Origin of the sequence: Oceanispirochaeta crateris, assembly GCF_008329965.1 — a bacterium.
Classification (GTDB): domain Bacteria; phylum Spirochaetota; class Spirochaetia; order DSM-2461; family DSM-2461; genus Oceanispirochaeta; species Oceanispirochaeta crateris.
This window is the reverse complement of the sequence record NZ_CP036150.1, coordinates 1,727,078-1,741,080: the sequence shown is the minus strand read 5'-3', so window position 1 is coordinate 1,741,080 and position 14,003 is coordinate 1,727,078. Positions and strand designations below refer to the sequence as shown.

General features: G+C 42.3%; 10 protein-coding genes and 2 rRNA genes. 10 read left to right on the top strand and 2 right to left on the bottom strand.

Annotated features, from left to right (window positions below; translation table 11 throughout):
• Positions 1–101: 101 nt before the first annotated feature.
• The 4 genes from EXM22_RS07965 (at position 102) to EXM22_RS07950 (ending at position 6,355) form a co-directional block, all read left to right on the top strand.
• Positions 102–3,038, top strand: a 23S ribosomal RNA gene (locus EXM22_RS07965).
• A gap of 48 nt (positions 3,039–3,086) precedes the next feature.
• Positions 3,087–3,195, top strand: a 5S ribosomal RNA gene (gene rrf, locus EXM22_RS07960).
• Between the two features lie 349 nt (positions 3,196–3,544).
• Complete coding sequence (locus EXM22_RS07955) at positions 3,545–4,060, top strand: hypothetical protein (RefSeq protein WP_149486006.1); 516 nt, start codon at positions 3,545–3,547, stop codon at positions 4,058–4,060.
• 195 nt (positions 4,061–4,255) lie between these two features.
• Positions 4,256–6,355: an ankyrin repeat domain-containing protein gene (locus EXM22_RS07950; RefSeq protein ID WP_149486005.1), complete on the top strand. Its 2,100-nt coding sequence runs from the start codon at positions 4,256–4,258 to the stop codon at positions 6,353–6,355.
• A 161-nt stretch (positions 6,356–6,516) separates the two neighbouring features.
• Here EXM22_RS07950 and EXM22_RS07945 read toward each other — a convergent pair whose 3' ends face one another.
• Positions 6,517–7,782 carry a sensor domain-containing diguanylate cyclase gene (locus EXM22_RS07945; RefSeq protein ID WP_168203409.1) on the bottom strand — a complete coding sequence of 422 codons (1,266 nt, stop codon included), beginning with the start codon at positions 7,780–7,782 and terminating at the stop codon, positions 6,517–6,519.
• 161 nt (positions 7,783–7,943) lie between these two features.
• Between EXM22_RS07945 and EXM22_RS07940 the strand changes: the two genes are divergently transcribed.
• From EXM22_RS07940 to EXM22_RS07915, 6 genes are read left to right on the top strand one after another with little or no spacing between them, the layout of a single operon-like run.
• The gene (locus EXM22_RS07940) at positions 7,944–8,552 is read left to right on the top strand and encodes a 5'-methylthioadenosine/S-adenosylhomocysteine nucleosidase family protein (RefSeq protein ID WP_149486003.1); all 609 of its coding nucleotides are present in this window, start codon (positions 7,944–7,946) and stop codon (positions 8,550–8,552) included.
• Positions 8,553–8,594: 42 nt separating this feature from the next.
• The gene (locus EXM22_RS07935) at positions 8,595–9,068 is read left to right on the top strand and encodes a chemotaxis protein CheW (protein ID WP_149486002.1); all 474 of its coding nucleotides are present in this window, start codon (positions 8,595–8,597) and stop codon (positions 9,066–9,068) included.
• A 1-nt stretch (position 9,069) separates the two neighbouring features.
• Positions 9,070–10,095, top strand: a complete 1,026-nt coding sequence (locus EXM22_RS07930) for a DegT/DnrJ/EryC1/StrS family aminotransferase (RefSeq protein WP_149486001.1) — start codon at positions 9,070–9,072, stop codon at positions 10,093–10,095.
• A 45-nt stretch (positions 10,096–10,140) separates the two neighbouring features.
• A complete protein-coding gene (locus EXM22_RS07925; RefSeq protein WP_149486000.1) occupies positions 10,141–10,992 on the top strand; it encodes an NAD(+)/NADH kinase in 852 nt (283 codons plus the stop codon).
• Positions 10,985–12,667: a DNA repair protein RecN gene (gene recN / locus EXM22_RS07920; RefSeq protein WP_149485999.1), complete on the top strand. Its 1,683-nt coding sequence runs from the start codon at positions 10,985–10,987 to the stop codon at positions 12,665–12,667. The genes EXM22_RS07925 and recN overlap by 8 nt, the downstream gene beginning before the upstream one ends.
• Positions 12,668–12,678: 11 nt before the next feature.
• On the top strand, positions 12,679–13,503 hold the full coding sequence (locus EXM22_RS07915) for a hypothetical protein (RefSeq protein WP_149485998.1): 825 nt from the start codon (positions 12,679–12,681) through the stop codon (positions 13,501–13,503).
• A 4-nt stretch (positions 13,504–13,507) separates the two neighbouring features.
• On the opposite strand, the gene cdd is transcribed toward EXM22_RS07915, so the two are convergent.
• Positions 13,508–13,909 (bottom strand): cytidine deaminase, encoded by a 402-nt coding sequence (gene cdd / locus EXM22_RS07910; protein WP_149485997.1) that lies wholly within the window; start codon positions 13,907–13,909, stop codon positions 13,508–13,510.
• Positions 13,910–14,003: the final 94 nt, after the last annotated feature.

The following is a 14,003-nucleotide window of genomic DNA, read 5'->3' as shown; positions in this document are numbered from 1 at the left end:
AGTGATTAACAGATCTGGTAATAAAAATAGAGTTTGTCTCGGACAGGTTCTTTTTTTTAGTTCTTTAATATAGATAATAGCGAAGGGATAAATAATAATATGGTCAAGCGACTAAGGGTCCATGGTGGATGCCTTGGAGCTATCCGGCGATGAAGGGCGTGGTAAGCTGCGATAAGCCTCGGTGAGAAGCAAACATTCTTATACCCGAGGATTCCCGAATGGGGTAACCCGGCTGTTTTTATGACAGTCATTATGCGGTGAATACATAGCCGTATAAAGCGAGACTCAGGGAACTGAACCATCTAAGTACCTGAAGGAAAAGAAATCAATTTAGAGATTCCCTTAGTAGCGGCGAGCGAACGGGGATTAGCCCAAACCAATGTCATTTCGGTGATATTGGGGTTGTAGGGCATGCATATATGTATCAGTGAAAGATAGCAGAATGGTATTGGGAAAGCCAACCGTAGAGGGTGAAAGTCCTGTAAGCGAAATCTGAAGCTGGCTAGCATGTACCTGAGTAAGGCGGGGCACGAGTAATCCTGTCTGAATCTGGGGGGACCACCCTCCAAGGCTAAATACGAGATAGCTACCGATAGCGAATAGTACCGTGAGGGAAAGGTGAAAAGCACCCCGGGAGGGGAGTGAAATAGAACCTGAAACCGTGGACCTACAAGCGGTCAAAGCCCTTTTATGGGGTGATGGCGTGCCTTTTGTAGAATGAGCCTGCGAGTTAATATATTAAGCGAGGTTAAGGTATAGAAGTACCGGAGCCGGAGGGAAACCGAGTCTGAATAGGGCGCTTTAGTTTGATGTATTAGACCCGAAGCCGGGTGATCTATTTATGGTCAGGTTGAAGCTTGGGTAACACTGAGTGGAGGACCGAACACTAGTCTGTTGAAAAAGGCAGTGATGAACTGTGAATAGGAGTGAAAGGCTAATCAAACCCGGAGATAGCTGGTTCTCCTCGAAATGGCTTTAGGGTCAGCGTCATATGGTTAATATCGGAGGTAGAGCACTGATTAGGCTAGGGCCTGTCACAGGGTACCAAACTTAGTCAAACTCCGAATGCCGATATTCAAAGTATGGCAGTGAGACTACGGGTGATAAGATTCGTAGTCGAAAGGGAAAGAGCCCAGACCGTCAGCTAAGGTCCCTAAACTATGCTAAGTGGAAAAGGAAGTACGATTGCACAGACAGCCAGGAGGTTGGCTTAGAAGCAGCCACTCCTTTAAAGAGTGCGTAATAGCTCACTGGTCGAGTAGTTGTGCGCCGACAATGTAACGGGGCTAAGCATAGTACCGAAGCTACGGAATAATGGAGTTTACTTCATTGTTGGTAGAGGAGCATTCTGTAGGTCGATGAAGGTGTACTGTAAGGTATGCTGGAGATATCAGAAGAGAGAATGCAGGCATGAGTAACGAAAAGGAAGGTGAGATCCCTTCCCGCCGAAAATCTAAGGTTTCCTGGGTAAAGGTACTCTTCCCAGGGTTAGTCGGCCCCTAAGGCGAGGCAGAAATGCGTAGTCGATGGGAAACGGGTTAATATTCCCGTACATCTAATAATTTCGAAGGGATGACACTTAAGGAGATCCCATGCCAGGCGTTGGTTGTCCTGGTCCAAGCGTTTAGGCGTTGATTTGTGTAGGAAAATCCGCACGAAGAGCTGAGGCGTTAAGGGTAGTGATCCTACGGGTGATCGAAGATGGGTGATTCATCGAGTCAAGAAATAATCTCTAAGGTTAGGTTATTAGGTACCGTACCGCAAACCGACACAGGTAGATGGGATGAGAATTCTAAGGCGTACGAGAGAACCCACGTTAAGGAACTCGGCAAAATACATGCGTAACCTAGGGAGAAGCATGGCTCAGCGCGTGATGGCGGAGTTGCAGAGTCCAGGAGAAAGCGACTGTTTACCAAAAACACAGGTCAATGCGAAAATGCAAATTGAAGTATATTGACTGACACCTGCCCGGTGCTGGAAGGTTAAGAGGAGCTGTTAAGATTTATCTGAAGCAGTGAATTGAAGCCCCAGTAAACGGCGGCCGTAACTATAACGGTCCTAAGGTAGCGAAATTCCTTGTCGGGTAAGTTCCGACCCGCACGAATGGTGTAACGACTTTCTTACTGTCTCAACGTGGGACTCGGTGAAATTGAAGTATCGGTGAAGATGCCGATTACCTGTGGTTAGACGGAAAGACCCCGTGAACCTTTACTGTATCCTGATATTGAACTATGGCTGATGATGTGTAGGATAGGTGGGAAACTTTGATGTATGGTCGTCAGGCTGTGCGGAGTTGTTGGTGAAATACCACCCTTTATCAGTTATATTTCTAACGTGGCCCGTAATCCGGATCATGGACAATGTCAGGTGGGCAGTTTGACTGGGGCGGTCGCCTCCTAAAGAGTAACGGAGGCGCGCAAAGGTTACCTTAGCATGGTTGGAAATCATGCTGTAAGCGCAATGGCATAAGGTAGCTTGACTGCGAGACTTACAAGTCGAGCAGGTACGAAAGTAGGTCATAGTGATCTGGCGATTCTGAGTGGAAGGGTCGTCACTTAACGGACAAAAGGTACTCCGGGGATAACAGGCTGATTTTGCCCAAGAGTTCATATCGACGGCAAAGTTTGGCACCTCGATGTCGGCTCATCGCATCCTGGGGCTGGAGCAGGTCCCAAGGGTATGGCTGTTCGCCATTTAAAGCGGTACGCGAGCTGGGTTCAGAACGTCGCGAGACAGTTCGGTCCCTATCTGCCACAGGCGTTGGATGTTTGAGAGGATCTGTTTTTAGTACGAGAGGACCGAAACGGACAAACCTCTGGTGTATCAGTTATCGTGCCAACGGTAAGTGCTGAGTAGCTAAGTTTGGAAGGGATAACCGCTGAAAGCATCTAAGTGGGAAGCCTACCTCAAGATGAGACATCCCTCTCCCTTTAAGGGAGCTGAAGGAATCTCGAAGAATACGAGTTTGATAGGCTGGCGGTCTAAGTGTGGAAACATATTGAGCCGACCAGTACTAATCTTCCGTGAGGCTTGACCATATTATTATTTATCTCTAAGTTATATATAGCTGTGAGCGATCACAGTGATCCGGTGATTTTAGCATTGAGGTTATACCCGTTCCCATCCCGAACACGGAAGTCAAGCTCAATCGCGCCGATGGTACTGCTACGGTGGGAGAGTAGGTCGTCGCCGGTTTAAACTTCAAAGCCCCAGTCTTAGGACTGGGGCTTTTTTTTATAAAACTTCGAATTCAATTAATAAAGTATTAAATTTTTTGATGGCTCTGGAAATATAATCAAATTGATGTATTATTTATTTAAATCTCTATACATCGGTATGATGAAATTTAAAAATAAGAAAGATCAACGACCTTGAGAACAATTCTCAATACATCAACTTTGTTGTGGTAGTGAATAATTTTTCTCTCTTTTTGCCAATATCACTGATCTGATCCCTGCTGGTGATATTCTCATTTTTATCTCATTCTCATTTCCGACATTCACTGCCTTTGGGCCTTTAATTTTTGATTATTTGGAGAAATTTAATGTACGAAAATCTCATGGCTGAAAACAGGGTTTCTCTTTTAGAACAGGAACAGCATGGGGTTGTGGGTATGGAAGGCGCCCTAAAATCGGTAGATGCCGAGGTTATTGGGCTTAAGTCTAAAATTGCCTCTGTGAAAGAGAAAATAATTATGCTCCGTACCAAATTGCAGGCGGATGTGATAACTCCCGCTATTGCCCAGAAAGAGAAAATGATCCTGGATGCTAAGATTATAGCTGCCGAAATCCGAGGTGAGGAAGAGGCTCTCATTGATCAGCTTAAGGAGACTATTCGTATCCTTAAAACCCAAGGGGAACAGGGAGCTGTTACCTATTTGATCGATAATTTTAAGGAACTGATCGTTCTTTTTGCAGAGACTCTAACACTTTTTGATGTTGTTAAAGTTTCGGTCATTACAGGGATGGAAGGAAGCCATCAACCTATCAGTGCAATCCATCCCCATGCGGCGGATACAATGAAGAATGACCTTTTGGATTCTTTGTTTAAAACCACTTAGAAGGTTGAACCCAGCCCTAAAGCCGAACTTCGTAAGGAGTAGAATTTCATTAAAATTGCTTCTCTTGGAGGGGCAATGATTCAATGAATCATCCTGTCGAATCCCCTGATCAATATCATGGGATTCGACAGGATGATGCTGATGATGGTTGATCCTCATTAGCTATTACAGTGATACAACTTTGAGGGAGATGATATGGAGCAACTGAGTAAGGCCAATGAAGAATTTCTGGCTCGTCTGGATTTTCGTAAAGAATTGTTTCGTTTTATAATTATATTTGGCCCCCTGAATATTTGTATGTTAATGGCCGATTCCGTTGGCCCTGCCCAGCCTATCCTTGCCTTGCTTATGAGCTTAGTCAGCTTTATTATCATTTTTTGGAAAAGAAAGAATCATGCCAGTATTCAAAGTGCAGAGGGAATCCTTCTGGAAACGACGCTTCTTGGCAATGCATTAAAAAAGGATGAGTTTGTACCGAGTCGTGGGGTGTACAAGATCTTTTTGGGAGAGAGTCATCATGATCGGGGACATAAGATCAAAACGTCCTATGCGTTAAACATTTTATTATATCCCTACCGCCAGATGAAGGTCTCTCTGGATTATTTCAAAGATAATGGGAATCTTATTCCTGTCCGGTTTCAGATTAATACAGGGGTTGCTGGTCGAATAAAGATCAGGGCTTTGCAGTTTCAGCAGCAAAATCTCTGGTTTAGTATGATACTGATGGCTACCGCCTTTCTAATCCCCCTGTCAATAATCCCCAATAAGGGTTTATTGAATGAATGGCAGAATAGAGAGGAACTCTATCAAGAAATGATTGTTTTAAATGAAGAGGATAGTGCAAAACTCTTTGAATTATCCGAAGCATCGGCTATCTATCTGAAAAGCTCTCGTTTGGATTGCTTTGTTTTTCCCGATGAAGATCAAAGTGTCTATTATATTGATCCCAACTATGAGATTCCCCAAGAGGAGTGGGAAGCTGTGGTAAGAGATGCCTCTCTCTTGAGTGATTTTGTTGATTTTATTCATATGGAAGACTGTCTCATTGAAGCGAACTGGGCTCCCTATGATCATATTTTCTCAGATTCTGTTGTTTATGAATTGGGAAAAAGATCATTTCCCAATCCAGAGTTTTGGGAAGATAAGCCCTTTCAGCGCGGGTCAAACTACTTAATTTATGATCTGATCATGGATGATCTTGAGAATTCAAATTATTTTTCTTCTCTGAACCGATCTCTTTATTTATTGATAAAGGAACTGAAGGCGAATAGTATACTTCTTCCCGTTGAGCTTGTCGGGGATAAGAGTCGTCTTGCAGATGACTCTCTTTTGTTTCCCGATTTCGGTTCATCAGAAACCTTTAAGATAGGGGATTTCAGCTGGAGTTGGTATGGAAAAATGGCCGACAGTAAGTTGGAATGGCTTTCTACTTTTTTGATTGAGCCCAGATCTCCAAAGGTATATAGCTTTTTGGGGCGTATCAATATCGAAAGGAATGGTTACAAAAAACTCGAAGGGTACAGAGAGCCATACGATTCCCTCCGTTTTTACGGTATTTTGGGGACTATCGCTTTAAATTATATCTTCCTGTTTCTTTTGCTTTATCAGTTTATGCCCATTCTTATGGCTTTATTGAGCAACAAGGAGAATGCCTTCAATTTCTATAGTGATGAGAAAACAGAGATGGATAAAGCAAAGAAAAAAAGGCAGAGACTCATCGCCCTCGGAGTAGAGATGGTTCAGTTTTCTAAGCAGGAGAACTCGCAGTTTGTTGACAGTGGTCATTCCAATGAATCTATATCTTCCCTGGAGTCTGTCGAAATGATACCTCCCGCTTTTAAGGCTATAGCCGAGGCGAATCTACCCGCTTTGAAGAGCATCATTGATTTGAATCCAGAAATAGCTAGGTCCATCTATAGGGGGAATAGTCTGCTTAATATTTCTGCCGAGATGTTTCTTGAGCCCGATGTGCTTGAGTATTTGATCGAAAAGGGAGCGGATGTAAATTTCCGGGATTCCTTCCAGATGACTCCCATAATGATGCACGCCTACTGGGGGAATCCAGAATCTGTAAAGCTCTTACTCTCTCATGGGGCAGAGGTCAATGCCGTAGACCTAGACGGGAAGACACCCTTGATGCATGCCATCGAATCTGATTTTGATGAACAGTCCGCTGAGATTGTCTCACTCTTGTTGGCTGGTGGAGCCGATAAGAATGTTCGTGATAAAGAAGGGAAATCGGTATTAGATTATACTGTGAAAATGAAAAGGAAGTATAAAAACCTCAACTCTTAAAAGGGTCAAAAGGATCTAAGTTGAAACCAAATGGCATGGTTACAAAGAAGGGCTCTCCATTTCTGAATTTGGTTAAATCTAAAGTGTATTTTGGCTTTCTATCTGTTTTACCATGCGTTCTAAACATAATTGATTCAATAGACTTTTTTAAAAATCTGAATCTATTCGGAACAGGTTTGATTCTTTCCATTCATTTTAGCCTTGTAGAGCAGTTTATCAACCTTATCCAAGGCGGTTTCCAAAGATTCACCATCAATGCTTTTCAGTCCGATGCTAATTGTCAATGGAGGAATTGAATGGCTGTTGGATGAGCTGGCTTCTTCCAGTTCTGTTCTAATTCTTTCTGCTATTGAAAAGGCTTTTTCATGGTCTGCATTGAGCAGTATAATGGCAAATTCCTCACCTCCCAAACGTCCCAAAATATCATTTTCTCTTATGTTCTTTTTACACAAGTCACAGACAAACTGGATAGAACGGTCACCGCAGCTGTGACCATAGGTGTCATAGACTTTTTTAAAATTGTCAATATCCAGCATCAAAAGTGACAAGGTTTGTTTGTACCTTTTTTGTACGCCTATTTCCCGGTTACCTAACTCCATAAAGTAACGTCTATTGCTGATGCCGGTTAAATAATCGACGCGGGTTAAATTGAGCAGCTTTTCTTCTGTTTCCTTTCGACTTGTGATATCGTCTAGAATCCAAACCACTCCTTTGTCAAAGTCCGGTGGGGTATTCTTATCCACAACACTGCCCGAAAGAGAAGCCCAAATGACACTGCCGTCTTTCTTTTTGAATTTATAATCTATCTTTATAGTTTCATTCTTATGGAGTACCGTATCGTAAAATTTTCCGAATTTAATAAAATCACTGTCCTTTAAATGGAATTCTCTGATACTTTTACCAACGATCTCTTCTGGACTGTCAAATCCAAAAATTTTGGCTACTGCCAAGTTTCCTCTCTGTATGGTACGGTCTCCTTTCAGCATGACAATACCTACTTGGCTGTTATTGAAAATCGTCTCCAGCTCATCCCTGTTTTTTTCGGCTTCTCTCTCAATTTTTTTATAGTCGCTGATATCTCTACAGGTGGAAACTCTGATTTTTTTTCCTTTTAAGACAATGGTGGAACCCTGAATCAGGCCGGGAAATATGGATCCGTCCTTACGGCGCATCAATGCCTCATAGGGCATGTTATTTTTCGCTTCTACGCTATTTATGGCTGTCTGTCTTGAAGAGGCTTCAAAAAAATCTAAACCGTTCATTCCAATAATTTCATCCCTGGTGTATTGAAAAAGGTTTGTAGATTGGAAGTTCGTGTCTATGCAAATCAAATTGCTATCATAGACTGTTATGGCTTCAAAGGAGTTCTCTTCTAAAAATTTGAGACGTTCTTTGTATTGTTCAAGCTTGATTAGTTCTGTCTGCAATATATTTTTGTGCTTAATTAATTTTCCTAATCTAGAAGGATTCATTTATCATATGAAATAGCTACTTACGGATCATACCATAGGAAGATCCGGATATTCTATTTAGTATAAAACAACTAAGGTTTTAAATTCCTGCAATTTGGGGCAATATAGAGGTATATATGAATATTTTAATCATAACTCCCATGCTTAAGGAGTATCATAGTGCCCGTGAAACCTTTTCTGCTAAAGAAATATCTATTCCCAGTGGATTCCGGATCTCTCAATTTTTAATTCATGGGGACAGCTTTTATATTTTATTATGCTTAAAGCAAGTGAATGAAGCCTTGGATCAGTTTTCTGAATCCTTTGGGATTCCTGATTTACTTATCGATTCAGGAAGCTGTGGTTCTTTGAACAACAGCATCCATTTGGGTGATATTGTTCATGGTATCATCTTTAAAAATGAGGAAAGTGAAGGGCAGTCGGATTTTTTAGAGACTTCATTTCATGATGCAAAGGTTCCTGATGTTTGTATTCTGGAAGTTTACCAGGGGGTGCTTTCAGACTTTCAAAAGAGTCTCTTGCAGAATCAGGCAGATGTGTGCAATATGGAAAGCTACAGGATCTTTGAAAAATCATTGCTTTGGAAATGTGAATTCTTAAGTATTCGCATTGTTACCGATCTCGCGAATGACCAGGGAATATCAGAATTTAAAAAAAATATTAGGCCTTACTGCATGAAACTATATGCATATTTAAAGGACTTTCTAATGAATATAAGTCATTGATTTTAGAATCATAATAGAACATAATAAAGCAGGGAGATTCGAATGATAGATACAACTTTACAGATGGTCACTTTTCAACTCGGAGTTGAAAACTATGGTATTAATATCATGGATGTTAAGGAGATATACAGTGTTCAGGAAGTTCGTGACATACCCAATGCTCCTCCATACGTTGAGGGAATATTTAACCTCAGAGGAGATATTATTCCTGTTATAAATCTTCATAAGAGATTTCATATTAACAAGGCAAAACTGACTGAAGATGAAGCCCTTTTGAGCGGATTTATTATCATTAATCTGGATGGCATGCAGTTGGGTGTTATCATTGATAAAGTCCTCAGGGTTGTCACTGTTGATATGGGCAAAATACAGCCTCCTCCACAAATGATCACCGGTATTGGAACTGAATACATACAGGGGGTTATCCATCAGGATGAAGGTTACCTTATCATTCTGGATATCCGTCGTTTATTTGACCCAGAGGAACTTCAGCAAATAAGCATTGTAAATCGGTAAAATGTCAATTCCAGTATTCAGACCCTCAATCAAACGAAAAGAAATGGATTCTGTACTCTCGTGCATGGTTTCCGATCACATCGGTCCGGGGCAGTACTCTGAGCAGCTCATGGATGAGTTTAAACAGCTCTGTGCTGTTAAGAGCGGTTTTCTCCTCAGGGAGTATGAAAGAACCATAGAAATTGCATTTCTTGTCCTCGGTCTTAAAGCCGGAATGGAGATCATTCTCTCTCCCCTTGTTCCGGATACCTATCTACATATCATCAGAAAAATGAGTCTGGTCCCTGTATTTATTGATGTTAACCCATCAACAGCTGTGCCTGATCTGGATGAGTATCTGGATAAAATCAATGATAAGACAGGAGTCTTACTCTTGATGGGAGCCTTCGGATATCAGTGGGATTTTTCTAAATGGGAGCATCCTGAGGTTCCAGTCATTGAGGACATCAGCTTCAATTTCGGCTCCGTTGTCTCTGATATTCCTGCCGGCCATACCGGCGATCTTGTCATCATGAGGCTCGAACCGAATGATTTGATTACCACAGGCGGTGGTTCTGCCCTCATGGCCCGAAGTAAAATTCATTCAGATGCCCTACAAGATGAAATGAAAAATTTTGATGAAACCATACTTCTTTCTGATATGAATTCTGCCTTAGGATACAGTCAGATCAAGGAATTTGAAAAGAATTTTGAATTGCGGGAAGAGATTTATCAGTTATTTCTATCATCACTCCGGAAAGGAAAACATGGGTATTTGTCTGGGTATCAGGATGAAAAAACCATCCGTTCTTCATTGCCTGTGCTTGTCAAAGGCAATCGTCAGGAAATACAGAAATACGCTCAAAAAAAGAATGTAGAAACATCCTTGGCCTTCAAGGGTTGTTGCCTGGAAGAAGAATTGGGAGATCTGATAGTATGTCCAGTGGCGGAGACTCTGATCCTAAACTGTATCCTTTTTCCCTTGTATCCGTCTCTTGGCAAAACACATAGCGAAACGATTGCCAGAATATTAGCAACCTTGCCTTAATATTCATGTTTACACGGGAAATCAAAAATAGATTAAAGGATATTTATGGCTGCTGTTAAAAGTGCCCTCATTATAACGAACCTCTCCAAAGACCGAGCAGCTGTGCTTCGTGATCAAATTAGAACCTATCTTATAGATAGGGGAGTGCAAATTCATGAGCACTCATTTAGTGGCAATCCAGGAAAATATGAAATTAAAAAGTCCGATCTCGCCATTGTTTTGGGAGGAGATGGGACTGTCTTGTACAGTGCCCGCCTCTGTGTCGGTATGAACATGCCGATTCTAGCTGTGAACCTGGGGACTTTTGGTTTTCTGGCAGAAGTGAACCCCGATGAATGGGAACAGGCCTTTGAGTCCTATCAGAATGGAACGATGGGAATCAGTCACCGCATCATGCTCAATACAGTCTTAAGGCGGGATGGTAAAGATATCGCCTCCTTTTGTTGTCTCAATGACTGTGTGATCACCTCAACCGGTATGGCTAAAATTGTGAATCTAAAGGTGAATATTTCCAATCAGGAAGTCATCGAGTACAGAGCCGATGGAATCATTTTGGCCACATCCACGGGATCTACTGCTTATTCCATGGCGGCCGGTGGCCCCATTGTTCATCCGGAACTCTCATCCATGATTGTTAATCCCATTAATCCTTTTACCCTTTCTAACAGACCCCTGGTGATTCCCGCTGATGAAGAAGTTACTATTCTGGTGAGCAAACAGCAAAGGACAAATCTTATTTTAACTTTGGATGGTCAGGATGTTATACCCCTGCTTCCGGGAGACGAAGTCATCACCAGGAAGCATAACTGTTCTGCAGATCTTCTTAGTTTTAAGAAAATGAATTTTTACGAGGTGGTTCGTAAAAAGCTGGACTGGAAGGGAGGTCCTCATGATTGAAGAGCTTCATATAAAAAACTTTGCCCTCATTGACGAAGTCCATATTCAGTTTGATTCCGGTCTCAATATTCTCACAGGAGAAACCGGTGCGGGAAAGTCCGTCCTTATTGGTGCCATGGGACTCGTTTTGGGTAATAAGACAGAAAATTCCTATGTCAGGACGGGATGTGATGAAGCCGAGGTCACGGCGGTATTTCGAATTGAGAATCCCGACGTACGCCAATGGTTGTCTAAACATGATCTAGATCCTGATGAGGATACTCTCATATTGAGACGAAAAATCAGATCCTCCGGACGGGGAGCGGTCTATATACAGTCCAGGCCTTTTACTTTACCCGATTTGAATGAACTTGGAAAAATGCTGGTGGATATCCATGGGCAACATGATCATCAGTCTCTTTTTTATATAGAACAGCATCGCAAGCTTCTGGATCAGAGCGGTAAACTGGAGGACAGGAATCGGACCGTCCAGTCACTGTTCAACAGGTTGAAAGAGAAAACAGAGCAGATCTCCCAAATGGTATCAGCTTTAGAAGACCGTGATAAGGAGATTGAAATCCTCAGCTTTTCTGTGAAAGAGATAGAAGACGCTCAGTTGAAAGAGGGTGAAGAAGAAGAGATCCGGGGAACTTTGAAAAGGATGGGGCAAGCACAGGAATTATATACCATCGTTGATTCTCTTCTTAATATACTCCCTGAGAATCGGGGCGGCACTCTTATGACCCTGAGGAAAGCTTTGGACCTCATGGAAAAATTAAGCAGAATTGATGAAGGCCAGATCCCTTTAAAGGAGCGATTCTCCAGTGCTTTTTATGAGCTGGAGGACATTGCAGATTCAATCTCATCGCTGAATGACGAACTATCGTTTTCTCCCGGCGAGAAGGAGACTCTTGAAGATCGCCTGGCCCTTCTACGCAGATTGAGCAGGAAATATGGATCTACAGTGAGCGAGATAGAAGAGTATTTGAAGGAATGTCGCCAGAAGCTGGAAGATCTGGATAACAGCAGCGACCGCTTGAATGCCTTAAAGGTTGAGCGAACCGCATTGGAGGATGAACTGATCAGCCAGGCTAAGGTACTTTCAAATGAAAGAAAGAATGCCGGAGCTGAGCTGGAGGAAATGGTGAGCAAGATTCTGGTCCCTCTGGGTATGCCCTCTGCTCATTTCTCTGTGGATATCACTCAGAAATCGGGAGAGAAAGGCCAGGCCCTGTGTGGTTTGAATGGATTGGACCGCGTTGAGTTTCTCTTCTCAGCGAATAAGGGAGAACCCCTGAAGGCCTTAAAAGATGTTGCTTCGGGAGGAGAAATTTCCAGGATCATGCTGGCAATCAAAACCGCTTTAGCCGGAACAGATCAAATACCCATCCTCGTCTTTGATGAAATTGACTCCGGGATTGGTGGAGAAGTCGCTCCCTCAATAGGACGGCATATGAAGAAGCTGGCCGGGTTTCATCAGATATTGTGTATAACTCATCTTGCGTCAATAGCCGTTTATGCCGATAATCATATAAAGGTAAAAAAATCAGAACGGGAAAATAGGACTCTTACCGATCTATTTGCGCTTACAGGCCAAGATCGTGTGTCCGAAGTTGCCCGTATGCTGTCTGGAGACAGTCAGGGGGAAGCATCACTCACCCATGCTGAGGAATTGCTGAGAAGTGCATCAAGTTGAAGGGAAATTGAATGGCTAAAGTCAGTGAAGAAGCGCGTACCAGATATTTTGAGAAGATCAAAGAGTATAAGACTCAAAATGAAACGACTCTGACTCAGGAACAGAAGATACAAATTCTGATTGATAATGCCCAGGATAGCGGTGCCTATCATAAACTGGAGCTAGCCGAAGCAAATTTGTCTATTCTCTCTAACTATCTACTCATGAATCAGCTTTCACTGGACCTCCTTGGCATTAAAAATGAAAACTATTTGAATGATGCCCGTAAAATCTCATATAAAATTGTTATCTATTTGGAAGATGTCTTTTCGGATTACATTGATGTTCCCTATTCAGACTATGCATCTAAAATTGAAATGGTACAGGATTATCCAGAACTCAATAGGTACGCCCTCATCCGAAAACTCGGGTTTTCTATCCAGATGGTCAAGGATGGATTCGGTGAAAATTCCAAATGGAAATGGTCTATTATAGAGTTGGAAGGTCGCTTGGCCACACTTTCAAAGAATCTGATAGACTTGAAGAAATTCGTTCCCGGTATGGACCCCCGCTCCGAGGGATTCCGGGATCGGTTGGAACACTTCCGTCTGACCTGCAAGCTTCTTCAGAATGCGGCAGACAACTTTAGGATGAAGTATGAGCTGTCGACCAACAGGATGGATGACTTTAAAACAGCCATCAATTATTTGTCGGCATTAAAACGTTTTCTGATGCTGACAAATCAGAAACGGGAAATTGAGGAATTAAAAAAGAAAATTGATATCTGGAAACAGAAAATGGAAAGTGATGCAAAGCAGTCAGAGAATGCTGCCCGCCTCAAACGACTATCAAAATAATCTTTTATTTTTCTTTTAATTCATCCAGTGAATCATCTGGTAATAGCTCTTCCATCCGGCGTGAAACTGCATCTCCTTTTGCTCCTTGAAACAAAATAGTGAAGTCTTTGGCTACAAATTCACTGAGAACCTGCCTACAGGCACCGCAGGGTGACACCGCGTAATCCGCATCCGGGCAATATACCGCAATGGCTACAAATTCATGGACGCCCTGTGAGAGAGCCATGGAAATGGCGCTCCTCTCGGCACAGATCGTCAGACCGAAGGATCTGTTTTCAACATTTGTTCCACAGAAAATATCTCCATCTTTGCTGAGCAGTGCGGCCCCTACCCTGAAATGAGAGTAGGGGGAGTAGGAGTTCTCTGCTACTGATTTTGCTTTTTTCATTAAGAATTGAAGATCCATAGATATCCTCGTATTATTTAGTTTTTAATGCAGTCAGTTTGACCAGACTTTATTCATAGTATAATATATTTTTCAAATCAATCCTTAATAGAGA